At 52.5% G+C, this 24265-nt stretch carries 21 protein-coding genes and 1 riboswitch; all 21 genes read left to right on the forward strand.

The features are described 5' to 3' along the window. Positions 1 to 109 precede the first annotated feature (109 nt). The 21 genes from QME66_00690 to QME66_00790 all read left to right on the forward strand — a co-directional run bounded on the left by QME66_00690 (position 110) and on the right by QME66_00790 (position 24175). Positions 110 to 970 carry a hypothetical protein gene (locus QME66_00690; protein ID MDI6807486.1) on the forward strand — a complete coding sequence of 287 codons (861 nt, stop codon included), beginning with the start codon at positions 110 to 112 and terminating at the stop codon, positions 968 to 970. Next, the gene (locus QME66_00695) at positions 961 to 1848 is read left to right on the forward strand and encodes a PHP domain-containing protein (protein MDI6807487.1); all 888 of its coding nucleotides are present in this window, start codon (positions 961 to 963) and stop codon (positions 1846 to 1848) included. The genes QME66_00690 and QME66_00695 overlap by 10 nt, the downstream gene beginning before the upstream one ends. 90 nt (positions 1849 to 1938) lie before the next feature. Next, a riboswitch (cobalamin riboswitch) is annotated at positions 1939 to 2121 on the forward strand. A 105-nt stretch (positions 2122 to 2226) separates the two neighbouring features. Further along, entirely contained in the window at positions 2227 to 5028 is a 2802-nt protein-coding gene (locus tag QME66_00700) for a TonB-dependent receptor (GenBank protein ID MDI6807488.1), read from the forward strand. A gap of 159 nt (positions 5029 to 5187) precedes the next feature. Next, positions 5188 to 5682: a helix-hairpin-helix domain-containing protein gene (locus QME66_00705; protein ID MDI6807489.1), complete on the forward strand. Its 495-nt coding sequence runs from the start codon at positions 5188 to 5190 to the stop codon at positions 5680 to 5682. Positions 5683 to 5823: 141 nt separating this feature from the next. Next, positions 5824 to 7527 carry a type IV-A pilus assembly ATPase PilB gene (gene pilB / locus QME66_00710; GenBank protein MDI6807490.1) on the forward strand — a complete coding sequence of 568 codons (1704 nt, stop codon included), beginning with the start codon at positions 5824 to 5826 and terminating at the stop codon, positions 7525 to 7527. Positions 7528 to 7549: 22 nt separating this feature from the next. Beyond that, entirely contained in the window at positions 7550 to 8635 is a 1086-nt protein-coding gene (locus tag QME66_00715; protein ID MDI6807491.1) for a type IV pilus twitching motility protein PilT, read from the forward strand. Positions 8636 to 8656: 21 nt separating this feature from the next. After that, positions 8657 to 9868 (forward strand): type II secretion system F family protein, encoded by a 1212-nt coding sequence (locus tag QME66_00720; protein ID MDI6807492.1) that lies wholly within the window; start codon positions 8657 to 8659, stop codon positions 9866 to 9868. Then, on the forward strand, positions 9865 to 11196 hold the full coding sequence (locus QME66_00725) for a PAS domain S-box protein (GenBank protein MDI6807493.1): 1332 nt from the start codon (positions 9865 to 9867) through the stop codon (positions 11194 to 11196). Before QME66_00720 ends, QME66_00725 begins: the two co-directional genes overlap by 4 nt. Then, positions 11193 to 12578 carry a sigma-54 dependent transcriptional regulator gene (locus tag QME66_00730; GenBank protein ID MDI6807494.1) on the forward strand — a complete coding sequence of 462 codons (1386 nt, stop codon included), beginning with the start codon at positions 11193 to 11195 and terminating at the stop codon, positions 12576 to 12578. Before QME66_00725 ends, QME66_00730 begins: the two co-directional genes overlap by 4 nt. 198 nt (positions 12579 to 12776) lie before the next feature. Beyond that, the gene (locus QME66_00735) at positions 12777 to 13196 is read left to right on the forward strand and encodes a type II secretion system protein (GenBank protein MDI6807495.1); all 420 of its coding nucleotides are present in this window, start codon (positions 12777 to 12779) and stop codon (positions 13194 to 13196) included. Then, positions 13196 to 14227 (forward strand): ABC transporter ATP-binding protein, encoded by a 1032-nt coding sequence (locus QME66_00740; GenBank protein MDI6807496.1) that lies wholly within the window; start codon positions 13196 to 13198, stop codon positions 14225 to 14227. The genes QME66_00735 and QME66_00740 overlap by 1 nt, the downstream gene beginning before the upstream one ends. Then, on the forward strand, positions 14224 to 14988 hold the full coding sequence (locus QME66_00745; GenBank protein MDI6807497.1) for an ABC transporter permease: 765 nt from the start codon (positions 14224 to 14226) through the stop codon (positions 14986 to 14988). The genes QME66_00740 and QME66_00745 overlap by 4 nt, the downstream gene beginning before the upstream one ends. A gap of 24 nt (positions 14989 to 15012) precedes the next feature. Continuing rightward, the gene (locus tag QME66_00750; protein ID MDI6807498.1) at positions 15013 to 15684 is read left to right on the forward strand and encodes a hypothetical protein; all 672 of its coding nucleotides are present in this window, start codon (positions 15013 to 15015) and stop codon (positions 15682 to 15684) included. A gap of 2 nt (positions 15685 to 15686) precedes the next feature. Continuing rightward, positions 15687 to 16466 carry a prepilin peptidase gene (locus tag QME66_00755; protein ID MDI6807499.1) on the forward strand — a complete coding sequence of 260 codons (780 nt, stop codon included), beginning with the start codon at positions 15687 to 15689 and terminating at the stop codon, positions 16464 to 16466. 4 nt (positions 16467 to 16470) lie between these two features. Further along, positions 16471 to 17487: a type IV pilus assembly protein PilM gene (pilM, locus tag QME66_00760; GenBank protein MDI6807500.1), complete on the forward strand. Its 1017-nt coding sequence runs from the start codon at positions 16471 to 16473 to the stop codon at positions 17485 to 17487. Positions 17488 to 17550: 63 nt separating this feature from the next. After that, on the forward strand, positions 17551 to 18138 hold the full coding sequence (locus QME66_00765) for a PilN domain-containing protein (GenBank protein MDI6807501.1): 588 nt from the start codon (positions 17551 to 17553) through the stop codon (positions 18136 to 18138). Then, complete coding sequence (pilO, locus tag QME66_00770; protein MDI6807502.1) at positions 18135 to 18713, forward strand: type 4a pilus biogenesis protein PilO; 579 nt, start codon at positions 18135 to 18137, stop codon at positions 18711 to 18713. Before QME66_00765 ends, pilO begins: the two co-directional genes overlap by 4 nt. Before the next feature lie 4 nt (positions 18714 to 18717). After that, complete coding sequence (locus tag QME66_00775) at positions 18718 to 19362, forward strand: hypothetical protein (GenBank protein MDI6807503.1); 645 nt, start codon at positions 18718 to 18720, stop codon at positions 19360 to 19362. Continuing rightward, a complete protein-coding gene (locus tag QME66_00780) occupies positions 19337 to 20971 on the forward strand; it encodes a secretin N-terminal domain-containing protein (GenBank protein MDI6807504.1) in 1635 nt (544 codons plus the stop codon). Before QME66_00775 ends, QME66_00780 begins: the two co-directional genes overlap by 26 nt. Positions 20972 to 21175: 204 nt before the next feature. Further along, positions 21176 to 21796 carry a hypothetical protein gene (locus tag QME66_00785; GenBank protein ID MDI6807505.1) on the forward strand — a complete coding sequence of 207 codons (621 nt, stop codon included), beginning with the start codon at positions 21176 to 21178 and terminating at the stop codon, positions 21794 to 21796. A 33-nt stretch (positions 21797 to 21829) separates the two neighbouring features. Beyond that, positions 21830 to 24175 (forward strand): heavy metal translocating P-type ATPase, encoded by a 2346-nt coding sequence (locus QME66_00790; GenBank protein MDI6807506.1) that lies wholly within the window; start codon positions 21830 to 21832, stop codon positions 24173 to 24175. Positions 24176 to 24265: the final 90 nt, after the last annotated feature.

Consider the following 24265-nt stretch of genomic DNA (forward strand, 5'->3'; position numbering starts at 1 on the left):
TCAGAGGGGCGAGAAGCCCCTATGAAAGTGTCGTGTCGCGGTGCAAAAGACATAGACAAGGAACTTCCGGGACACGACACTAGACTCTGACCCGTGAAAGGTCATTAAATTGCAGAACAATGAGGCGGCTGAACTGAGGAGGCAGGGGACGGAGCTCCTCAGGAAATCCAAGCTTGATTCAGCGAGCAAAGTCTTTGAGAAACTTCTCGATCACAGGGACGCCGCACCGTACGACTTTGTTGTTGCGGCCGATACATTTGCAGGGGTGGGGCAGCTCGACAAGGCAGTAACGTGCTACGAGAGGGCCGTTGATTCCTATGAGAAAGAAGGGCTCAACGTGAACGCGGCTGCGGTCTGCAAGAAGATCATAAGACTCGGGTTAGGAGGGTCTGGAATTCATGAGAGACTCGGGCGACTCTACATGACAGAGGGATTCGTCAAGGAGGCTCAAGGGAGTTTCCTGACATGTGCCGAGCTCAGGGCAAGGCAAGGTGAATGGGACACCACCCTGGAGGCGCTTGCATCGGCGTCGGAGGAATCCGTTCTCGATGCCGACTCTGCGCTCAGATTATCGGAGCTCCTCGTCGATGCCGGGAGGAAGAAAGAGGCAGCGGCAATGCTGAGGTCGCACCTCGGGAACTTCGAGAGTTCCCGAAAGCTTGATGAAGCGGAGACCGTGAGAGAAAAGCTCGCAGTAATTGAGGGAAGCCCGGTCGGCGAAACTCCGGCGCTTGAGATCGAGGACCTTGAGAAAATTGTCAGGGAATATGGCGACATTCTTTCGAAAAAGGGAGAGGAATACGGAGGACACTTCGAACTGGCGCAGGCATACATGGAGATCGATAACTATGCCGATGCGATTGAGGAATTCGTCCTGGCATCCAGGGAAGATTCTCTCCGGGAACGCTCACTTGAGCTCATAGATATATGCAGGGAGAAAATGGAAGAGAAAGAGGAGGAATGGTTCTGAAGAAGAGAGTATCTCCAAAGAGAACTCCAGACTTGTCCTACGTCGATCTGCACATTCACTCGATCTACTCCGACAGTTCAAGCACGCCTCATGATATTCTGAAAGCAGCTCAGGAGAAACCGCTCGCGGCAATTTCTTTGACAGATCATGATTCTGCAGGTGGAATCTCCAGCCTTGTTGAACTCGCAGAAGGTTCGGGTATTGAAATCATCCCAGGCGTCGAGCTGAGCGTAACTGATGGAAAGGCCGACATCCACATTCTGGGATACTTCATCGACTACAGAGATGAGTGGTTTGTGTCACAATTAGCGATATTCAAGCTTGCAAGATTGGAGCGCGCAAAGAAGATCCTCCTCAAACTCAAAGAGCTCAAGATAGAGCTTGATATTGAGTCGGTTCTGGAGATTGCCGAGATGGGGGCGGTCGGGAGACCGCATATCGCAGAGGCATTGCTCAGAAGCGGCCATGTCGGAACATTTGAGGAGGCATTTCACCGCTACATAGGCCACAATTCGCCTGCCTACGTTCCGAAATTGGTCCTTGAGCCGAAAGAGGCATTTGACTTGATAAAGAAAGTCGACGGCGTATCTGTGCTTGCCCACCCAGGGACGATGATGAGAGATGACCTGATTCCCGAGTTCGTTGAGCAGGGCCTGGATGGGCTCGAGGTATGGCACCCGAAGCATGACAGGGATACTGCAAAGTATTACAAAGAGATTGCCAAGAGATATGACCTTGTCGTGACAGGCGGGTCGGATAGTCACGGCCTCCTGGCAGGTGGAAGCGAAATCGGAAGCGGCAAAGTCCCTTTTGAGATCGTGGAGAAACTCAGGGAAAGAAAACGCTCGCCAAAGTCCGACTCCACTCGGACTGTCTAACAACGAGTTTATTCTTCGTTATCTCCTCGCTGGACCTCATTTCCGCAAAATAACTCTTGACACTCTGCATACGTAAACATAATCTGACAGAAATGTCATAAGGAAGCGGGTTGAAGCTACGATTCTAGGGAAGCTGGTGAAAATCCAGCGCGGCCCCGCCACTGTAAGCGACAACGAAAGCTAGATTATTGCCACTGGGACATCCCCGGGAAGGCCTAGCAAGTAGGCAGCCGGTCGCAAGCCAGGAAACCTGCCCGCATCCTCTCAATCTAGGGCCTTCGATGGGAAGGCAGGATGAGATGTTACCCCGTGCGAAGGCGGGGTTTTTTTGTTGCCGGGGGAACATCGAACAAGACTGTGAAAGGAGACTCCAGTTCTATGAATCGCGAAGAGACGGGGAAGGGAAGAGGTGAACTTCAATCGTATCCTGGCTCAATTCTCGCAATTGGAGATGACGAGACACATCAGAAACTGCGGAGACTGCAGCGGCTTTCTCTTATTGCGCTTCTTATTGCGCTTTCAGTTGCCGGGGGATATGCAGTTCCATTTCCGAATGTTGAGCTGATTACCTTTTTCGTTTTTGTCTCCGGCTATATTCTTGGGATATCCGGGGGATTGGCTGTCGGCATATCATCTGAGCTGATCTATAGCCTGCTTAATCCGATGGGAGCGCCATTTCCACTGGTTCTCATATCTCAGATTGCCGGTATGGGCGTGGCAGGGGCGTGCGGAGGTCTCGCGAGAAAAGTCATCGCAAAGACGCACTTCCCGGAGAATCCCGGCAGTGTGGGTTCTGCAAGGGCCCTGGATAGCGGTGAAAGATCTTTTCGGAAGGCCCGCACCGGAGTTCTCTGCATATTGCTCTTTCTTCTCGGATTCTTGGTGACAATTTCCTTTGACCTCATAACGAACATTGCCCTTGCCTTAACAATTGGTGACGGGAGTCTGGCCAAAGTCGGAGTTGTGCTTGTCGGCGGCGCCTACTTTGCGCTCCTTCACTCCGTGAGCAATGCAATCATTTTTGGTGTTGCGGGAGCGGCTGCTCTGAGGTTTCTCGGTTCGAAGTTGCAGACAATAGCTCCCGGATGCCTGGTCCTCGTCGCTGTCGGCCTCCTGTCGTCGACAGGGCTCGCATCCGGTGGAGATGATGCTGACACCGCACGGGTGAAGAGCGATATCGCTTCGTTGCCGAAGGAAATGCTTGCCGCAAGAACCGGCATGACGGGAGAGATTGCCACGATTGTTCCGGAGATAGTCGTAACGGCCACAAGGCTTGGGCTTTCTCCATTCAGACTTCCGGTCTCGGTTGTCCTCTTGTCGCACGATGATATCGAGAGGAAGCCGGGAGTATCATGCGGAGACATAGTGAATGAGGCGCCCGGAGCAGCACTTGGAGACTACGGCGGGAAGGGACAGCTTCAGGTTCTTTCGCTCCGCGGCTCAAGCAGCGAGCAGGTACAGGTCCTCATCGACGGTATCCCGGTCAAGAGCCCTCAGAATGGCGGTTTCGATTTCAACCTCGTATCTCCCAAGGAAATCGAAAGCATCGAGATCGTGAAGGGCGTTGGCTCGAGTCTGTATGGCGCAGACGGGGTCGGCGGACTTGTGAATCTGGTCACAAGACGAAGGAATGAAGCCGGTCCGTACTCGAGCGTCAGACTTCAGAATGGCATGTTTGGCGGGAAGAGGTACATGGCAGAAGTTTCGAGAAGTCTCTACACTACTCTCACAGTGCACTTACTCTTTGACCTCGAGCAGAGCTCCGGCGCGAGAGAAAACAGCATCTTCGACTCGAACCGATATTTTGGAAAGGTGAGATGGGATGCGACTAACTCACTGTCTTTGCAATATGTTGGAAAGCTTGTCTCAAGTGAATGTGGAACGCCTGGCCCAGAACCCGATCCTTCTGAGCTAACCGGAAGTCTCGGCTACGACATCTACACAAACTACTATCGAGCAGTGAACCTGGGGCTCGGCGATTCCCGGGTTTCCTCACTTGCGAACAGAGTAGACGGGAGATTCTTTCTCTCGACGCTGTCTCTCGATGCCGCAGGTCCCGCGGAGACCAGGAATTCCTTCAAGCTCTTCAGATTAACGGAGCAGTCGCTTTTCAAGAGCGTCTTCATCAACGTTGACTATGACACGTTGTTCAATCCCTATCCTCTCTTCTATGACGGAGAGGAGGACAGCAAGACAGAAACGCGTGGCTTCAGGGTCGAGAGCTCAAGAAAGGGGAAATCCTACGGTATCTCTGCCGGACTTGAGGGAAGGCAGGACGAGCTTCGCTTCTCAAGAAAAGCACTGCCAAGGGGCGCCGGGGCTTCAGGTCTGACCACGCTCCACCCCGCTGTCTCTTCGTTTGGTGTTTTTTCTGAGGCGCACATCTCTCCGCTCAGGAGAGCGAGTGTCTCGACCGGGGTTCGCCTGGACCGGCACTCGACGTATGGAGTTGAAGTCAACCCGTGGCTTGGTCTCTCCTTCTTCGTGCGGGAGAACGTGGCGATGCAAGCCTCCCTGGCAAGAGGCTTCAGGGCACCGACATTCAACGACCTCTACTGGCCAGAAGATTCATGGACAAAGGGAAATCCTCACATAAAACCTGAAAGGAGCGTGAGCGGCTCTCTTGTAGGAAAGTACTCCGGCGGGTTCACCGGCATCGAGGCAAGCCTATTCAGGACAGACGCAACGAATCTGATTGAATGGGCGCCGGATCCGCTCGATACGTTTTATCAGAAATGGATGCCCACAAATGTCGGGAAGTCGCTCACCAGAGGAGGAGAGGTCGAGCTGTCAGTCGGCCGTGGAGAGAGCCGGATTGCCTCATTTACCTACACATATCTTGAGGCGAAGGACAAAAGAAGCAATCTCCCGCTTCTCTATAGACCGAAGCACAAGGCGGGTGGGGATATTCACTTGGGATTCTGGCTCTTCTCACGAAGTCTCAGGGTATCGCCCGGGATAGCTGGTGAGTTCGTCGGAACCAGATTCCGGGAGGGTGGAGCCGGGAAAACCATGCCTTGGTACAGCCTTCTTCACGCCAATCTTCGTCTTCAAATCACGGATGTGACATTCTATGGCTCGCTGAGAAATCTGACCGATGCAACGTACGAGACAAGAAAAGGCTACCCGATGCCGGGCAGAAACTATGTCTTCGGATTCTCCTGGGAGTTCTTGGACTAGTTAACGTCTGATCCTGGCACGTCAGACGGTTGACGCAATCCGGCATCTGAGCTAGGGTTTTTACTGAAACCCCGGATGTAGATAGAGTCCCATCATCTCCTTTCCTCCATACGTACTTCCTTTCTGAACCAGAGAGTTACCGACTGACCTGGAGGCACTATGCTCACAAGGCAGGAGAGAGTATTCATTGCAGTTCTTGTTCTCGCGGTTGCATGTGGCGGAATCGTCCGTGAGCTCAAGAGCAGGAATCCGGAGTTTGCCAGGGATTTTCTCATCGAACGGCCTGAGAAAGAACTCACTAAGGACGACGGAGAAACAGATGCAGCAAACACAGCTTCTGGTATGTATGTTCCGATGCCTTCTCCAGCGAACATGTCGGAGGAGAAAGACCGCTACTTCCCCGGGGGAGAACAGCAAGGAAACTTAACCGGTTATCACAAGAAACCCGGGAGCTTTGGGAGGGTGAACATAAACACTGCCACTCAGGAAGAGCTCGAAGCGCTCCCGGGCATAGGGCCGGCCCTTTCGGCCAGAATCATCAAATACAGGAATGAAAACGGGCCCTTCGAATCAGTTGACGGACTTCTCTCGGTGCGGGGAATAGGGAGGAAAACTCTCGAAAAGCTCAGAAGCGAGCTTCAGCCGGTGGAATGACGAAGAACATGTCCCGGGAGTTCAAATAAACCTCACGGGAATGCCCCGAAAATCCCAAGAATAACCTCAACTTTGGCAGGCCCAAGCCGATTCGTTAATAAAGGGAAATTTGCGGCAGGAGTCCGACCTACCGACGGCCACATGCGTACACTTACACAGGAAACACTAGGAAAAAAGCTTGTCGAAGCCGGCCTAGTCGCGCGCGAGAAGCTCGAAGAGGCAACTCAGCAGAGGAAATCATCCGGCGGGAGCCTGACTCAGAACCTGGTGAGAGTCGGGGCGATTGCCGAGTGCGAGCTCCTGAACTTCATCGCGGCGAACTACAACGTGAGATCGTTGGATCTCACGCCGGATATTATCGAGCAGGCAGCTGTCGATCTCATTCCATCGGAAGTTGCGACGCGGTTCCAGTTGATCCCTATCCGGCGGACCGGCAGAAAACTAGTCGTGGCAATGGCTGATCCGGGGAATTTCTTCGCGATAGACGACATCAAGTTCATCACCGGGTGCGATGTTGAGCCTGTCGTATGCAACGAGACTCAGATCAAGAAGGCCATCGACAGGTTCTACGGTTCGTCAGGTGGCTCGCTTGATGATCTTGTAAAGGGACTCACTGAGGAGCTTGAGATTGTTGAGAGGACCGAGGAGACAGATATTGGTCAACTCTCAGAAGAAGAACAAGCTCCAATCGTCAGACTTGCAAATAGTCTGATTGCGGATGCTGTCAGAAGAGGAGCCTCCGATATTCACATCGAACCCTATGAGAACCACTTCAGAGTCAGGTTCAGGATAGATGGTGTCCTGAGGGAGGTGGCGTCGCCGCCCTTCAAGAGCAAGAGCGCGGTTATCTCAAGGCTCAAGATTCTTTCCGAGCTTGATATCTCGGAGAAGAGGCTCCCCCAGGACGGGAGGATCGGGATCAGAATCGCGGAAAAGACTGTCGATCTGAGAGTCTCGACGCTGCCGACGGTGCATGGGGAGAAGGTTGTCCTCAGAATCCTGGACAGGTCAACACTTACAGTCGACCTGGGGAGACTCGGATTTCCTGAGTCCGGACTCCAGAACTTCAGACAGGCGATAAAGAGTCCGTATGGAATGGTGCTCGTCACGGGTCCCACCGGCAGCGGGAAGACAACGACCCTCTATTCCGCGCTGAGTTTCATAAATACTCCGGAGGTCAATATAATGACTGCGGAAGACCCGGTCGAGTTCAGCATGGACGGCATCAATCAGATTCAGATCAATGAACCGATAGGACTTACGTTCGCCGCCGCACTCAGATCATTCTTGAGGCAGGATCCGAACATAATAATGGTGGGAGAGATCAGGGACGGAGAGACAGGCTCAATAGCAACGAGGGCGGCACTGACCGGGCATCTGGTTCTGTCCACGCTGCACACAAACGATGCTCCGAGCGCTGTATCTAGGATGATAGACATGGGAATTGAGCCCTTCCTTGTTGCTGCCTCAACCAATCTGATTCTTGCGCAACGGCTCTTGAGAAAGGTGTGCAAATCCTGCAAGGAAGAAATAAAACTCCACCCTGAGACACTGGAGGAATGCGGGATCGAACCGGAAGAAGAGAAGGATTGCCATTTCATGAAAGGAAGAGGATGTTCAGAGTGCGACGGATCCGGATACAGGGGAAGAACAGGCGCTTACGAGGTCCTTCCCGTCTCTCCGGCAGTAAAAGACCTGATCCTTGACAGAGCGCCCACTTCCGAGATCAAGAAGCAAGCCATAGCCGAAGGGATGAAGACCCTGAGAGTGGACGGCATCGAAAAACTCAAGATGGGAATCACGACGGCCGAAGAAGTTCTGAAGGAAACAGCACTGGATACTTGAGAAGACGGCCTAAGGAGCGATCATGCCATCTATCAAAGAGTTGCTTGAGGAGATGACTGAGAGAAATGCTTCAGACCTCTACATAGGTCCTGGAGTATCGCCGGTGCTCAGGATTGACGGTGAGCTTGTTGGAATGAAAGAGGAGCCCCTTACCGCAGAGGCAGCAAAGAGTCTGTGCTATTCGATGCTTTCGGAAGACCAGATAGCGAAGTTTGAGAACGAGAAGGAGCTTGATCTGTCCTTCGGTATGCCGGGGTTGAGCCGTTTCAGAGCGAACGTGTTCTTCCAGAGAGGTGTCGTCTCATCCTCGATAAGGCAAATACCGTTCACCATTCCGTCGCCAGAAGAGCTTGGCCTCCCGAGACTGGTGGCAAACATGATTTCAAAATCTAAGGGTCTAATTCTTGTCACGGGTCCGACTGGATGCGGGAAATCGACCACGCTGGCATCTATGGTGAAGGTCATAAACGAACAGAGAGCCGTCCATATCATAACAATTGAAGACCCCATAGAATATGTGCACGGTCACAAGAAGAGCATAGTTGACCAGAGGGAAGTCGGCTCGGACACAAAGTCGTTCGCAAAAGCCCTCAAGTACGTTCTCAGACAGGACCCCGACGTTATCCTGGTAGGGGAGATGCGTGATCTTGAAACGATTGCAGCTGCTCTCACGATTGCTGAAACAGGGCACCTTGTCCTTGCTACCCTGCACACAAATTCGGCCTCAGAGTCAGTGAACAGGATAGTTGATGTCTTCCCCGCGGAACAGCAGCACCAAATACTCTCCCAAATTGCATTTGTTATTGAGGGAGTAATAACGCAGCAGCTGATCCCCAGAATGGGTAGACCAGGAAGAGTACTGGCTGCTGAGATTCTCATTGCTACTCCTGCGGTCAGAAGCGTTATTCGCGAAGGCAAGATACACCAGCTTTATAGCCTCATCCAAACGGGACAGAAGCATGGAATGCAGACAATGAACCACTCCCTCTGCCATGCCGTTGTTTCGCGGTTGATTTCCCAAGACGATGCAATGGGCCACTCCCCGGACCCAAAGGAATTGCTGGACCTCCTGACGAGGAGAAAAGAAGAGGTCTCGATCGGAGCATAGAGCGCGGAGGATAATCCTCAGGTGCCGACGACATTTGTTTGGAAAGGAAAAACATTTTCCGGCCAGCAGGCAAAGGGAGAACTCACATTTGAGACGAAAGCGGAGCTCACGGGTTACCTGAGAAGAAAGAAGATAGTTGCCACTTCGGTGACCGAGAAAAAGGGAGAAAGAAGATGGCGTTTGAGGCGAAGGAAAGGCGTCACGACAAAGGACCTCGCCGTTTTCACCCGGCAGTTGGCGACGATGATTAACTCCGGTCTTCCCATATCGCAATGCCTCGACATCCTGTCGAAACAGAGCGATAAGGGACCGTTCAGGGAGATGACCAGACAGGTTCTTCATGACGTTGAAGCCGGGTCATCGCTGGCCGAGGCGATGGGAAAGCACAAAACCTTCTTCGATGATTTGTACATAAATCTCGTAGAGGTTGGAGAGGCGAGTGGAGCGCTTGATCAGATGTTCACAAGGCTTTCAGGATATCTTGAGAAATCAGCGGCGCTCAAGAGAAAAGTAAAAAGTGCAATGACTTATCCTGTCATGGTGACAGCGGTAGCCCTGGGAGCGAGCTGCTTCATGTTGGTTTTCATAGTGCCTACTTTTTCCAGGATATTCATTGAGTTCGGAGGTCAGCTTCCGCTTCCCACCAGGATTGTCATCGGCTTGTCCAACTTCCTGCAAAAATTCTGGTGGGCTCTTGGAGTCTTTGTCTTTCTTCTTGCCGTCGGCTTCAAGCAGGCAAAGAAGTCAAAAGGAGCAAGAGAGTTTATTGACAGACTCAAACTCAAAGTTCCGGTCTTCGGTGATGTCTTGAGAAAGGCTTCGGTTGCGAGATTCACAAGAACTCTGGGGACTCTCGTCACGAGCGGCGTACCGATTCTGAAGGGACTTGAGATTACAGCCAAGGTGGCAGGCAACAAGGTCATAGAGAATGCAGTCCTTGCTACCAGAGCGAGCGTCAAGGAAGGCGAGACGATATCAAGCCCGCTTGCGGAGTCCGGAGCGTTTCCGCCAATGGTGGTCAAGATGATAAACGTCGGAGAAGAAACCGGCGCGCTCGACGCCATGCTCAACAAGGTCGCTGATTTCTACGAAGATGAAGTCTGGGCCGCCGTTGAAGGGCTTACGGCAGTGATCGAGCCGGCAATGATCGTTGTCATGGGCCTTCTGGTTGGAGGAATGCTTGTTTCGATGTATTTGCCTATGTTCAAACTTGTAACGGTGATTTCGGGATGAAAAAGCAAGTCACACACGAGAAGGTGCCTTTGGCTGCAGCCGGCGGAGCCGCTCTAGTAAGTCTCTTGACTATGGGCGGTTCCATGCTGGTCGTCATTCCTCTTACTCTGTCACTGGTCCTGGCAGTCACGAGTCTTTGTCTTGCGAGGAAGAAAAGGGAACTGAGCGAGAGGACCGATGATCTTGAAGATCTCAAAGTCAATACCGAATGTATGATTGAGAGCCTATCTTCAGGTCTTATCACAATTGACGCCGATGGACGAATTCTATCTTTCAACAGGGCAGGGAGAAAAATACTGGGGATTGGCGAGAGGGAAGTGTGCGGGATGTTCCTGAGAGAAGTCTTCACTGAATCACAAACAGGTTTCGTTGAAAGACTCTTTGAAACCTACATCAGAGGTGAGGGCAAACAACGGTTCGAGATGTCCTTTGCCAAAACCGACGGGGAAAGCATGCCTCTTGGCGTGAACACCTCGGTTCTCCGCGACGGAGCGGGGTCCAAGATGGGTGTGATTGCGGTGTTCCAGGATCTTACGCAGGTAAAGAAGACTGAGGAGATTTCCAGGAGAAAGGACCGTCTGGCAGCGATCGGGGAGCTCTCTGCAGTGATTGCCCACGAGATAAGAAACAGTCTGGGCCCTATTTCAGGTTCGGTGGACCTCTTGATGCAGGAGTCAAATCAGCCCGAAACTGAAAGGAGGCTTCTGTCGATAGTTTCTGTTGAGTCAAGAAGACTGCAGAGATTCGTTTCTGAACTCCTCGAGTACGCTGAAGACAGACCGATTCATTCTGAAGAGGTCGACGTTGAGAGTCTTCTTGGGGAAGTGGTGGCAATCTCCATGAGACACCCCAGCTATTGCGACGGAATTTCAGTCAGACTCAGCTGTGAACCGGCAGGTCTGACTGCGGCAATCGACGCTGACCTCTTGAGAAGAACCCTTCTCAATCTCGGCATAAATGCTTTCGAGGCGATTGGAATGGTAGGGACCTTGACGATCGAGGCCTGCGTTGAGAAGAAAGAGCCTGGGGTTGATGGAGGGAGCAGAGAGAAGGACGAAGAACTTGTCATAAGATTTTCGGATGACGGACCAGGTATGAGTGAAGGGGAATTGAAACAAGCGTTGGAGCCGTTTTTCTCAACGAAGCGCGGAGGTACTGGTCTCGGTCTCTCGATTGTCCAGAAGACGGTCGAGCAGCACGGCGGAACGTTGGCAATACGGAGCACCCGGGGACTTGGCACTACGGTGACGCTCAGGATTCCAAGAACAGATGAAGAGTCCCGGGGAGACGCGGTGAGTGTTGGAACAAAAAAAGGAGTGCCGGATTGAATCGGGCCAAGATACTTATCGTTGACGACGAGCCCAGTGCACGCGAGTTTCTCAGCGTTCTCCTTGGCAAGGAAGGACACGAGGTCAAACAATCGAGCTCGGCTGAGGGGGCACTGGGCAGGCTGAAAGACGATTCGTTTGACCTCATAATCGCGGACTTGAAGATGTCAGGCATGGACGGCATCGACCTCCTTTCCCGCGTGAAGAAGATGGATCCTTCAGTGCCGGTCATAATCATGACGGGACATGCCTCTCAGAGATCGGCGATCGATGCACTCAATCTTGGAGCTTTTCAATACCTCGAGAAGGACTGGAGAGGCGATGAGATCAAACTTGTCGTGCGGAATGCGCTTCAGATGAGGAGGATACAAAGAGAAAACGTCCTGCTCAAGAAGGAACTTAAGCGCGGCCATGAGGAACGGGAAACGATTGGGAAGAGCGATGGAATGCGCGACGTGTTCAAAATGGTGGAGAAGGTGGCCGACACCGATTCGACCATCCTGATTTGCGGGGAAAGCGGGACAGGAAAGGAGCTGATCGCAAGGGAAATACACTACAGGAGCCAGAGAGCAAACTCTTCCTTTGTCTCAATAAACTGCGGTGCCCTTCCAAAGGACCTCCTGGAGAGTAATCTCTTCGGACATGTAAAGGGGTCATTTACCGGAGCCGTGAAGGATAATGCGGGCCTTCTTGTCGTTGCCGAAGGCGGGACATTCTTCCTGGATGAAGTAGGGGAAACTCTTCCTGCTACACAGGTGAAGCTGCTCAGGGCACTTCAAGAGAGAGAGATAATCCCTGTCGGAGGCTTGAGTCCGATCAAGATAGACGTTAGATTGATAGCTGCCACGAATGCCGATCTGGAAAAGCAGATCGCCGAAGGACGGTTCAGGGCCGACCTTTACTACAGACTGAACGTGATTCAGATAAGACTCCCTCCGCTTCGGGAAAGGAGCGATGACATTCCGCTTCTCATCAATCACTTCCTGAAGAAGCTTTGCGGGAAAGGCGAGCCCAAGACGCTCAGCAAGGAAGCGCACGAGCTTCTTCTGCGTTACCACTGGCCGGGAAACGTCAGGGAGCTTGAGAACGTGATCGAACGTGCAATCATCTTGAGTGAGGCAGATGAGATTACGCCTCAGGACCTGCCGGATAGATTGAGAGAGAAGAGGGACTCAATGCCGGGGCTCTTGATCGGCCCGCCGACAATGACATTGGAGGAACTTGAGAAGCAATACATCATGAAGGTGCTTGAGTGCACGAAGAACCGGAAGAAACGTGCCTCCGAGATACTTGGAATAAACCCGTCAACGCTGTACAGGAAGCTGGTGAGCTACGGACTTATCAGCGAATCAAAGGAGAAGGTCCTGGTTGAGCAATGGTGATTGCAAAGTTCACTCTCTTTTTGCGAAATGCAACCCGGAAGAGCAGCGGCAGAAAGCATCGTCCAGCCCTTCTTTGCCCTGCACACAGACTTATGAAACGCGAAACCAGGGCACAAAAGTTGCCTAATGTAACATGCGAACCGTACCGATAGTAACGAACAGGTGGGAAATACGCCATGTAGAAAGGGGGTGCTTAAGATGCTCAAGAACAGAAAGGGTTTCTCGCTTATCGAGCTAATGATTGTGGTGGTAATCATAGGAATACTTGTTGCCATCGCAGTTCCAAACTTTATCTCGATGCAGAACAGGGCAAAAGAGGGAAGCGTTAAGGCAAACATGCACACTTTCCAGCTCGCCATGGAAGACTACGCCGTCCAGAACGACGGAACGTATGCGGTTGCAGCCGACAAGGATGACGTGGAGGCACTTTTCCCGGGCGGAGCGTGGCCTAAGAACCCGTTCACAGGCTCGGCGTACGCAGACGCAGACGTAGGGTTTGGAGCGGATCCTGACGCTGCCGGTGAGATGGCTGCCAACCCGGCAACGGCAAGTGGCTACACAATAAAGGGCTATGGGAAGAGCGCTATCCTGGCGCTGACTCTGACAAACGGCTCGTAATGCGTGAAATTGCCCTGGTCAAAGAGAGAGGCGGTAGAACCCTGCTGCCTCTCTCTTCTTTTCCCGGTCTTCAACGGCCGGCGGGAGAGTCCGAGCCGCAGGTCCGCGCTGAAGCTGCAGTCAAAGTTGAGGGAATCGGCAAGTGCTTCAAATCGCCATTCCTCAGGACCAGGAAGTGGGCCGTGCGTTCGGTCTCGCTTGAGGTAAGGAGCGGGGAGATTTTTGGCCTCCTTGGGCCAAACGGTGCGGGGAAAACGACGACTTTGAAACTTCTGAGCGGTCTCATATTACCGACCGAAGGGACCGGCTCGATACTAGGAAAGCCAATCGGAGATCCGGAGGCAAGGCGTGAGCTGGGATTCCTTCCAGAGAATCCGTCCTTCTACGAGAGGATTACGGTGGACGCCGTTCTCAAGTTCGCTGCTCGGTTGGCAGGAGTCTCAAAAAAAGGCACAAACGCGAGAGTGAGGCAGCTCATTTCTCTCCTGCGGCTCGACGAATGGGCTCGGACTGAAGCGAGGAAACTCTCCAAAGGCACTCTCCAAAAGTTGGGCATCGCGCAAGCTATCGTAGGCAGTCCGAAGCTTCTTATTCTCGATGAGCCGATGAGTTCACTCGATCCAATTGGAAGAAGAGAGGTGAGAGAGCTTCTCCTCTCAATGAAGGAAAGCGGGGTCACAATTCTATTCTCAACGCACATCCTTCCTGACGTAGAGGCCTTGTGCGACAGGGTCGGAATAATGAAGGAGGGAAGAATAAGCCGGATCCTCAACTTGAACGAGACCGCAAGGAACTCGGAATCCTACGAGATTCTGATTAGACATCCCAGACACGTAGTCGTTGAGAAACTCTCAAAGATATCGGAGGAAACGAGGCCGTCAAGAGAGGGTATCGCAGCGGTTCTCGACAGCAACCAGGCCCTGAAGAGAGCACTGATGATTGTTCTCGAAGAGGATGCTGAGCTCCTCGCCGTATCAAGGAAAGGCGAGAAACTGGAGGAATCTTTCATCAGGGAGGTGACAGAAGTTTGAGGATTTCCGCAATTGTGCTGAACACGTTCAGAGAGGCCATAAGGGAAAAAGCCCTGTATCTCGTTGTTGCGTTCGGAATTCTCCTCATCATCAGCGGGCGGCTGGTGACACCGCTCGCCCTCGGCGAGGAAGCGAAGATAATGACAGACCTGGGGCTATCGGCTCTCTCTCTTTTTTCACTTCTTATAGTTGTTCTTGTCGGGACTTCCCTCCTGAGAAAAGAGATGGAACGCCATACCGCTTATTCCGTCCTCTCCAAGCCCGTGAGGAGGGAGGAGTTCATTCTGGGGAAATACCTTGGGCTTCTGCTCACGGTCACGCTCGCCATTTTTCTCATGTCTCTTATTCTCATTCTCACTTTGAGAATGACCACCGGAAAATGGGAGCCAGTGATGCTTCTTGGCGCATTTTTTGCGTTTCTCGAAGCGGTTGTTCTGACCGGCGCGGCAGTTTTCTTCTCCACTTTCGCCGGCTCCGTGACCAGTTCGCTCTTCATCCTCTCGATTTACGTTCTTGGAGAGACAAGCGGAAGCCTGAAATACTGGGTCGACAGGGGCGGCTCACAACTGGGAAAAGGGGCAGTCTCACTTGCGTATTACATGCTTCCCAATCTCACAGCGCTGAATGTGAGAGGGGAGCTGGTTCACGGTGTTCCAGTCACCGCGGAGAGAATTATCTTCTGCTTCAGCTATTCACTGCTTTATGCATTCGCAACTCTTGCCATTGCCGTGCTGGTTTTCCGAAGGAGAGATCTGGCTTGAAAATAAAGTGAGGATTGCATCCAAATGCCTGCTGCCGGAAAAATCTCAACGACTCTGATTCTGCTCTCTGCTCTCGTATCATTTGCGATCGCCTGCTCGCTTGCCGACAGGATCGAGCGCGGGCGGGAGGATTTTTTGAAGGGAGAGCTCATGTACTTCCCGTCAGGGCTCTTTATCAAGGAATTTTCGCTGGGTCATGCTCCCCTGATGGCAGATCTCATTTGGCTCCGGGGGATTCAGTACTACGGCGAGCACAAACTCACCGATAGGAATTTCAAATACTTGTCACACATTTTCAACACGCTTACAACGCTGGATCCACAGTTCTCTGCAGGGTACATATTCGGCTCGCTGATTATCTCGCAGGAGGCCGGGGAGACCGCTTCTGCCATACACCTCCTTGAGAAGGGAGTAAGAGAAAACCCTGGCAATTGGGAACTTCTTTTCGAGACCGGATTCACTTACTACGTTTTTCTCTCCGATTATAGAAAGTCTGCCCAGTACTTTCGGCTTGCCGCACAGATCCCGAACTGCCCCGAGTACGTAACTCGATTTGCCGCCTACAGTTCGTCCAAGTCGGGCGATGTCGATTTTGCAATCAAACTCTGGGCTGAATTGATGAGAAATACAAAGAATCAACAAATGAGGGAAATTGCCGAAAGAAATATTAGGAAGCTTACTCTAAGAAGGAGTTAGTGTTGGAAAGGTTTATCCACATGTCCTGTCTTTTTGTCCTTGGCGCGGTGATGGGAAGTTTCCTGAATGTCTGCATCCACAGAATCCCGAGAGGGATGTCCATCGTCACGCCACGGTCGCACTGCCCAAAGTGTCTGGCAAAGATACGGGCAGTCGATAACATTCCAGTCCTGAGCTACATCATCCTTCGCGGCAGATGCCGCGTCTGTCACGAAAGGATCAGCCTGCGCTATATCGCAGTTGAACTCCTTCTCGGCGTTCTTTTTGTCCTTGGCGGGATCGTCTTTGAGCCGGGCTGGAGACTCTTTTTTCTACTTGCGTTCATTTCGCTCGTTCTGAGCTCGATCATGACCGATCTCGAACTGCGCATAATACCGGACCGATTCAGCCTGACAGGACTCGGCCTGGGTGTGATATTCGCGCTATTCCTGGATGGAAACTGGGTCAAGGGAATAGGGGGGGCAATCTTCGGCGGAGGAAGCTTGTTCCTTGTGGGCTGGGCTTACAAGAGATTCAGAGGGATAGATGGAATGGGCGGAGGCGACATCAAGATGGCAGCGATGATCGGCGCATTCCTGGGAATGGGGGGCGCGTTCTATTCTATTTTCTTCGCCTCCCTTGCCGGATCACTGTATGGCATTGCCTCAATTGTCTTGAAAAAGGGAACCATGAAAACTGAACTTCCGTTCGGGGTATTTCTCGGAATTAGTTCTGTTGCCGTGCTCTTCTGTCAGGAATTGCTCCTTATCCGGGCGATTCCCGCTCTGTGGGGATGGGGATAGTCTCATGCTCTGGAAGAAGAAAGAGGGAATCGGGCTCGACATAGGATCAAGCGCAGCAAAGCTCGTCGTCCTTTCGAGAGCAGGAAAGAGGCTTCAGATCTCCCGGTACGGCATTCGGGAGCTGCCCCCGGAGGCAATTGTCGGTGGAGAGATCATTGATAGAGAGCTTGTCGTACGCGCCGTCTCCGAGCTGTCGGAAGAGCTCAAGGTGAAGGGTAGAAACGTCGTGACTGCGCTTTCAGGCAGAGGCGTGATTGTAAAGCGAATAACGACGGAAATGGTCGCAAAAGAGGCGCTAAGAGAGGCCGTGTTCTGCGCTGCAGAAGAGCATATACCGTTCGACATAAATGATGTGGCAATGGATTTTCACGTTCTTAAGAGCGAAGGCAAGCCAAAGACCCTGGATGTCCTCCTTGTCGCAGTCAGGAAGGAGACGGTTTCCAACCTCCTGCAGCTATTGAAAGAGGCCGGGATTGGAGCCTCTGTCGTCGATATAAACCCCATGGCTGTTCTCAACTCTGTCAGTTATTCGGAGGATATATCCAAGACCGAGATCTTCGCCGTGGTCGATGTTGGCGCCGAGTCAACATGCATAACCATATCAAGGGAATCAGAACCATTCCTGAGCTGGCACGTCTCAACCGGTGCCAGAAGCTTCGCCCAGGCACTTCAGAAAGGCCTCAGCGTCACGCAGGCCGAGGCTCTGAAGATATTGATGGGAGAAGATGGAAAGGAGAAGGATGAGGTCGTCAGTCTCATCCTGCCCGGCTTGGAGGAGATTGCCGCTTCTCTGGAGAGGGCTGTTTCCTACCTTTCGGATACAGGCGCCGGAGAGAAATTGGACAAGCTTTTTCTGTGCGGCGGAGGCTCCGCTTCCCTTGGCCTCACCGACTTCTTCTCGGAGAGATTTCCTGTCAATGTGAAGGTCGCAGACACGGTTCACAAAATGGGGAGTGCACCTTCTCCTCTAGGCTCCAGATTGGCGGTTGCCATCGGCCTGGCTCTCAGGGAGGTCACGTAGAAATGCTTCCCGGCAATTGCCTTGGACGCGCCGTCGACACAGATAGGGAGGGCGGCAAATAGAATGATAAGAATCAACCTTGTTCCAGAAGAAGATAGAGACCGAGGTGCGCTCGGTGAAAGGCCTCGCGCCATCTCCGTCTTTTCGAAATCATTTCTCACTGTCTCACTCTTCATTGTGTTCGCCGGGACATTTTTTCAGATCGAACAGGGGAGAAGGGTATCTGAAGCTCTCTCTGAACTGGAGAAGAACATTGAGTTGAGAAAGAAAACGTCTTCAGAGATTTTGACGAGAGAAAGGGAGCTGCTCAAGCTCAAGGAGTACTTTGCAGGGATTCAAAGTCTGACCGGACAAAGGGGAGTCCCGGTCCTGGTTCTGGAAGAACTCTCGAGAAAACTTCCCGGCGATCTTTGGTACACCAGCGTTTTCCAGAGCGGGTCCCGGGAGATAACTATCGAGGGAGTCTCTTTCTCAAATCTAAGGGTTGCCCAGCTGATGGGTGGAATAGACCGGTCCACAATCTTCGAGGGTACGAAACTGCTGTATTCGGAGAAAGGCACGGTATCCGGGAGAGATGTTGTGAAATTCAAGCTTACGGCAGTAGTGAGCTTCGGCGGAGTCAGTGAGCCTGCCCCGAGGAGGAAAGGATGAACCAACTCGGCATCTTGAGAAAAGGCGGACCAAAGATAACGATCATCTTCTCGGTTCTCATCCTCCTGATTGATCTTGTCCTTCCTGGAATACCGTTCTCGTACTCAAGCTTCGCGACAAGGACAAAGGAGAAGGAGGAGAGGCTCGATTCCCTTGAACAGGAATCAGTCAGACTCGGGAGAAAGCTCTCTGGCCGGAAGGAAACGATGGATGAGCTTGCTGCTCTTCGCGAGAGATGGAATGTGGAGAAAGACCTCATTCCTGCAGAGCCGGATGTTGCCTCAATGCTTACGATGATCTCGCTTACCGCGATCGGCTGCGGTGTGACGATACTTCTTGTGAAGCCCGAACAGAAAAGGATCGTCAGGGGAATGACGGAGCTGCCTGTTTCTATCACGGTTGCCGGCGGCTACCACGAGACTGCCCGTTTCATCTCTGACATATTGAATCTTCCCAGACTCCTGAACGTAAGCCAGGTCAAGTTTCAATCGTACACGAAGGGCGGTCTGGATGAGACTGTAGAGGCAACGATGATAGTAACCGGGTATTCACATGGCGAGGCCGCAGGCAAATAGCCCTATGAAAAATATCCTTGAACGGCTGATGTTAGCGGCGTTTCGAGCTCAACTTCTGGAAAGGACTGTCAGATGGTTCGGGAACGCTCCGGTGCGCTGCTTGTTTCACCTGGGCATCGCTGCACTTCTGCTTGTTTCGACAGGGACGGCAGGATCGAATACCGATACTGGAAAGGAGGGCTCCGCCCGGCAGGCGACCGGCGTGGAGAAGAAGGATGGAAGAGAGCTCCCATCGAACCCGGAGAAGAAGCTTGCCAACAACGGCATTTCTCCGGCAAAGAAAACGATGAACCCGGAAATAGGGTCTGTCCCCAGAACCTCCTACCAGTCCAGCAGGAGGAGAGACCCATTCTACTCGCTGCTTGACGGGGAATTTGAGTCTGAGTTCCCGGTGAAGCTCCCGAACATTGGAGAATGCTACCTGGTCGGAGTCGTGTGGGGAGAGGGAGAGTGGCTTGCCATTCTTGAGGACAAAGACGACAGGAGCTACATAGTCAGGGAAGGTGATCCGGTGATAGACGGCTACACCATTCAGGTGCGGAAGAAAGAAGTAATCTTCACGCAAAGAGGATACGGGGAAACACGGACAGTGAGTTTAAAACTCAGAGATAGGGAGAAGGCCAGTGGTACTAAGAACAAAGCAGGTTAAGATCATCATTTTCTCTGCTCTCTTCCTTGCGTGTGCCGTGGGGAACGGGAGTTGTCTCTCAGTCACCGGCATGACTCTCAGGCAGCTGGGCGAGATAGACGAAGTGACTATCTCATCGGATGGGCCGCTGAGCCACAGGGATTTTCCTACCACAGCGCCTGACAGGATAGTCATCGACCTTTTCGATGCAACTATGAAGCTCAGCGACACCCTGATCAACGGCTCAGAGAGCCGGTTCGTCAGGGAGATAAAGGCCGAAGAGTGGCTAAGCGAACCGGGGCCCCTTACCAGGATCTCGATTTTGCTGACAAAGAGAAGTTCGTACTCGGTGCGGACAACGGCGTCCGGAATTGTTGTCTCGGTGCGGAGCAAAAAGGAAAAGAATTCATTACAGTCGAACGTGTCTTCCAAGATCCAGGGTTCAAAGCCCGGTCTGATCTCGATGAATATTCAGGCAGCGGACATAGTATCTGTTCTGAGGAGCATTGCAGAATACAGCGGAAGAAACATCGTTGCTACAAAGGACGTCAAGGGAGAGGTGACTGTCTCGCTCAAGGATGTTCCCTGGAGAGAGGCCTTGAACGCGATCGCAAATGCCCACGGATACGGGGTTGTCGAGGGGGACGAGATAATAACCGTCTCAAGTCTTCAGGATATCAGGGCTGAACAGCTGAGTGCGGACGAAGCAGAAAGAAAGAAGGAAGACTACCTGCCGCTTGAGATAAAAGTGGTCCGGGTGAAATTCGCAAACGCGAATGAGCTTTCCAAACCGCTCGCAAGAGTCCTGTCGAGAAGAGGAACAATCGAAGTTGACGAGAGGACCGGTTCCCTGATCGTAAGAGACATCGCCTCGTCGATTGCCGAGCTTGAGAAACTTGTCGCTGAACTTGATACCCCGACCCCACAGGTCGAGATCACTGCAAGACTCGTTGACATCGACGTCACCGCATCAAGAGAACTCGGAGTCGTGTGGTCCGGCGGAAGGACAGAGTCGGCAGGCGGATGGCAGGGGAAAACCGGCGTGAATTCGCCGGTGGGCAGCGCCATTGGAACGATGAACTTCAGGACGACCGGAGGCACACTGGGGCTCGATGCTATTCTTCAGGCCCTTGAGTCAGAGAACAAGGCAACCATAATCTCAAATCCGAGGATCACTACTGCAGACAACAGGGAAGCCAGAATAATCGTCGGGAAGAAGATTCCTCTGATAGTGTCAGACATCGCAGGCAATCCAATCACCCAGCTTACTACCATCGGAATCCAACTCCTGGTCAGGCCGCACATAATCTCGGACGGAAGAATAACGATGGACCTTCATCCCGAGGTAAGCGATCTGTCTGCACAGGCCACAGTCCAAGGCGGCGTAATCATAAATACGAGTGAAGCCGACACAAGAGTGACAGTTCTTGATGGGGAGACTGCAGTAATCGGAGGCTTGACCAGGACGAACGAAAGTGTCCTGAAGAGACGTGTTCCTCTTCTCGCCAGGATTCCTCTCCTGGGCAGGCTCTTCGGTTCATCCAGTCTGTCAAAGTCCAAGAGAGAGCTTGTCATCTTTGTCACACCCAAAATCATAGAGCCGGACGCCAGGCAGACGAAAAAGGACTAGCCCTCAATCGCCGCTTGGCCGGGACAGCGCCGGGGTCGAAGAAGAGCGGGACAGAAATTTCCCAGCCGGATAACAATTCCCGGATCAGCGCCAATCCGCAACTTGACAAAAGTTCAAGCTCACCTTAAGGTCTAACCGCATTCAGCAGACTTGAAATGGTTCTTGATTCAGGGAAATTCTTCGCCATGAGGTGACATTAATCATTTGAGATCGATACTGCCTGGTCTTCTTGGCGCCTCACTTCTCATCTCGTTCGTTCACGCTGCGATTCCGAGCCACTGGCTTCCGTTTGTTCTTGTGGGAAGGACACGGAGATGGAGCAAAGCAAAGACTCTTCTGGTCACGCTAATAGCCGGCGGCGGGCATGTCCTCACTACGGCAGTTCTTGGCGCCCTGGTGGCAGTCACCGGAATGAACCTCTTCGACAGATTCGGGACTGCCGCACAGATTCTGGCCGGGACAATCCTCATTCTCTTCGGAACAGTCTACTTCATCACATCCCGAATCAGGCACGGGAGAAGCCACGGCCACAGTCACGCGGTCTCAGAGTATGCATCAATTCTTTCCCTTCTCCTTGTCTTGAGCCTTTCCCCGTGTGAGGGAATGCTTCCAATCTACCTGGTTGTAAGCAAATTTGGCTGGCCTGCTTTCTTCCTTGCGTCCACCGTGCTTGCGCTTGGAACACTCTTTGGAATGTTTCTCTTTGTGAGTGCGGCCATGAGCGGCATGGAACGTTTTAAGTTGACATCCTTGGAAAAACACGAGGGGCTTCTCATCGGAGGCATGATGATCGGACTCGGAGTCCTCGTTTTCCTTGTCGGCTAGTGTGTGCCGGCCAGATCTTTAGGGAACTCGCCATTGAAGAAACGCATTCTTAAGCTTTCGGTACTCCTCGATTCTGACAGTGATTGTGACAGATGTGTGGAAAGACTTAAGGGCCTGCTGGCTCGAATCAGGGGAGTGAGTCTTGCGAAAATTGACCCGTCGAGCCGGACGGTCGCCGTCACTTACGACCCGCAGGCAGTCACAATGGACACCCTTGACTCTCTCGCACGGGAAGCGGGCGTCACAATATCCACGAGATTCGCTCACAAGAGATGGGCCGTCACCGGTCTCGATTGTCCTGATTGTGCGTCGAAGATTGAGAAGAATGTTTCTCTCGTGGATGGGGTATTTTGGGTGGGAGTTTCTCTCCCTCTTTCCATCCTTGAGGTTGAATATGACAGGGAGAAAACGAGAGAAGAAGAAATTGTCTCCCGCGTGAGGAGACTCGGGTATGGCCTGAGAGACAAAAAGAAGGAAGTGCAGCCCGGACACAGGAGATGGGTTCCGATCTCAATCTCTGGAATGTTCCTCCTTCTCGGCTTCATTTCCCATCACATGGGGAATTTGTGGCTTTCCGGCTCTCTGTTTCTTGTTTCCGTTCTGATTTCAGGACTTCCAACCGTGCGAAAAGCATTCTACTCGCTTTTGTCGCGTTCTCCGGATGTCAGCCTACTCATGTCAATTTCTGCGGTGGGAGCAGGGGCAATAGGGGAGTGGCCCGAAGGGGCAACGGTGCTTTTTCTCTTCAGTCTGGGAAACAGACTCCAGTTCTACACGATGGAGAAGACAAGACATGCTATCAAGTCACTGGTCGAAGCTTCACCCGACGAAGCAATGGTTGAAATCGACGGAGCGTTGGTAAGGAAGCCTGTCAGAGACCTGCTGCCTGGTGACACGGCGCTGGTAAGGCCAGGAGACAAGATTCCAGCCGATGGAGAGATTGCTTCGGGCAGTTCATACATAAACGAGTCAACAATCACGGGGGAAGCCACACCCAGGGAGAAGCGCGCCGGGGACGAAGTTTACGCTGGAACGATAAATGAAGGAAATCCTATCAGGATAATTGTCCGCAAGAAGTCCAAGGACAGCAGGGTTGCAAGAATAGTAACCCTCGTTGAAGAGGCGCAGCTGAGAAAGGCGCCGTCTCAGAGTTTCATCGAATCCTTTTCGAGATACTACACGCCCTCTGTTGTTCTTGTGTCCTTGCTCGTTTTCGCCGTACCTGTATTGGCGATGGGAGGCGAAGTAAGAGAATGGCTCTACCGGGCGCTCACAATTCTTGTTATCTCCTGTCCCTGCGCGCTCGTCATTTCCATCCCGGTTGCCGTTCTTGCGGCAATCGGAAATGCGTCAAGGAACGGGATACTCATAAAAGGCGGAGTGTTCCTGGAAGAACTCGGCAGAGCAAAGGTGTTTGCTTTTGACAAGACCGGAACAATTACCAGGGGGACTTCCGCTTTTTGCTCGTTAGATGCGTTTGGGCGAAGCGAGGATGATGCGCTCGCACTGGCCGCATCTTTGGAGAAGGAATCAACACATACGGTCGCAAAGGCCATACTGCATGAGGCAAGACACAGGAAGATAGAATTCAGAAAGACTTTCGATCCGGTTTCCTACCCGGGAAGAGGGGTCTCTGCAACGATTGACGGCGAAAGATTCTATCTCGGGAAGGAAGAGCTTCTTGATTCTGCAGGGATATGTTTTGACGCAAGCCCCTTTCATCTTTCCGGGACTGAGAGAAAAGAAAATCTCGTTTTCCTCGGGAGCAGCGGAAAACTGGTTGCAGTCTTTTTCCTGAGTGACAGGCCAAGGGAGGAGGCGAAAACCGCAGTGGGTGCCCTGAGCGCAATGAACGCAGCAAGGACAGTTTTGCTCTCCGGCGACACCGCCGAGAATACCGCCTCGGCCGGTTCCGAGATCGGAGTCAGCGAGAGTGTCGGGAATCTCAAGCCCGAGGATAAGGTCGAGATAATCGAAAGACTCAGGAAGGAAATAGGACCGGTGGTTATGGTCGGAGACGGTATAAACGATGCTCCCGGGCTCGCGGCGGCAAATGTGGGAATTGCCATGGGGGGAGCAGGAACGGATGTTGCACTCGAGACTGCCGATATCGTACTGGCAACTGACGACCTCATGAAGATTCCCTACGCTTTCTCGCTCAGTAAGAAGACGAAGCGAGTTGTGCTCCAGAATGTGGTCTTCTCAATTACGATTAAACTCCTCTTTCTCCTCATGGCTTTTCCGGGGTTCCTCACACTCTGGGTTGCCGTACTGGGTGACGTCGGCAGCTCCCTCCTCGTCACGTTGAACGGAATGCGCTTGCTCGGGCCGGGGGATACGGATGGGAAAACGCCCTTGCAGAAAGCAACGCGCGTCTAGCATATTGCAACGAAAGCCGCACCGTCAGATCCCGTCAATCAGATCCGGCGGCCAGGCGTTTGCGTAGTTCTCCGGAGGAAATCTCCGGAT

It is taken from the genome of Candidatus Eisenbacteria bacterium, assembly GCA_030017955.1.
GTDB lineage: Bacteria > Eisenbacteria > RBG-16-71-46 > JASEGR01 > JASEGR01 > JASEGR01.